This is a genomic window from Gaetbulibacter sp. NE, assembly GCF_025548475.1.
Lineage (GTDB): Bacteria > Bacteroidota > Bacteroidia > Flavobacteriales > Flavobacteriaceae > Gaetbulibacter_B > Gaetbulibacter_B jejuensis.
Map to the genome: position 1 here is coordinate 1 of NZ_JAOQHY010000025.1, position 1,525 is coordinate 1,525.

A 1,525-nucleotide genomic window follows, 5' to 3' on the forward strand; every position below is an offset into this window, starting at 1 on the left:
TCGCGTCGCAAAGCTCCTGTTCTCGAAGCTTTTGTGCGCTATGCTTACGACAGTGTTTTCCTGCGTTGCAGGAATGGTGTTTGGTGTTTGGTTGTTAGTGTGTAGTGTTTAGTGTTTGGTTGATGGTGTTGTGTGAGGTGTAATGTAATTGGAAAATTTTTAATATACTTGTAATAGTGTTTGTGTAACATGTTAGGGATTAATTATTTAAGGTTGACGCTCGTTCCCTATATTTAAAATTAATGGCATAAATTTTAATTCATTATTTATGCACAGAATTTGTATTTATACTACTGATGTTATGTTTATAACAGGACGTAGTGAGCGGTATGCTAGAGATGTTTTAAAGGACATTAGATTGTTACATCAAAAGTCTAAACATCAATTGATTACTATTTCGGAATTTTGCGAGTATATGGGGTTGCCCTATGAGGAGGTTTTTAATATGATTAATAAGATAAGTCCTTGATAGTGTTAAATGAATTGTTATCTTAGCCTTGAAAAAATAACATGACCATTGAGCGCATCTTCTGACGAAAACTGGCTGTATACCATATCTTCAAAACGTAGGCTGTTAGACTTTAATTTAAAGGAGGTTTGGAGGTATCGTGATTTGTTGTTTTTGTTTGTAAAGCGTGATATTGTTACCGTCTATAAACAGACTATTTTAGGGCCGCTTTGGTATTTGATTCAGCCTTTATTTACGGCTATTACGTTTACGTTAATTTTTAATAAAGTAGCCAATATAGATACTGGTTCGGTACCTCCTTTTTTGTTTAATTTGGCTGGGATTACTGTTTGGAATTATTTTAAAACTTGCTTAACAGCTACGAGTGATACTTTTAAGAGTAACTCTGGGATTTTTAGTAAGGTGTATTTTCCGCGTATTATTTCACCGTTATCGGTCATTATTTCCAATTTGTTTAAGTTTAGTATTCAGCTCGTTATTTTTATTGGGTTTTATATTTATTATACTTTGTCAGGGGCTTCTATAACTATTACCAGTTCGGTGTTGTTTTTTCCTTTTTTGATTTTTGTGATGGGGTTACTGGGACTTGGTTTTGGTATGATTATATCATCATTGGTTACGAAGTATAGGGATTTAAAGTATTTGTTGAATTTTGGGACTCAATTGTTGATGTATACCTCGGCTGTTATGTATCCTTTGGCTTTGATGCAAGAGAAGCTTCCAAAGTTTGCTTGGTTGGTAGAGTATAACCCTGTGGCTTATGTTATAGAGGCTACACGCTATATGTTATTGGGGACAGGAATAATTAGTGTGAACGGATTGTTGTATACTATTGTTTGTACTTTGGTTTTATTGTTTTTTGGATTGCTGATTTTTAATAGGACTGAGAAGACGTTTTTGGATACGGTTTGATGTTGGGGGGTTGGTGTTTAGTTTTTGGTTTTTGGTGTTTAGTGTTTGGTTTTGTAGTGATGTGTGCTTGTTCATTTTTGAGGGACCACCTTTCGACAAGCTCAAGGCAGGTGAACCAAAAAGTCCTTTACTGTCGGTAGGCAT

At 34.9% G+C, this 1,525-nt stretch carries 2 protein-coding genes; both read left to right on the forward strand.

The window, feature by feature from the left end; genetic code table 11:
* Positions 1–268 precede the first annotated feature (268 nt).
* A complete protein-coding gene (locus OD803_RS14435) occupies positions 269–469 on the forward strand; it encodes a hypothetical protein (protein WP_262734056.1) in 201 nt (66 codons plus the stop codon).
* A 48-nt stretch (positions 470–517) separates the two neighbouring features.
* Positions 518–1,381, forward strand: a complete 864-nt coding sequence (locus tag OD803_RS14440; RefSeq protein ID WP_262734058.1) for an ABC transporter permease — start codon at positions 518–520, stop codon at positions 1,379–1,381.
* The last annotated feature ends 144 nt before the right edge of the window (positions 1,382–1,525 follow it).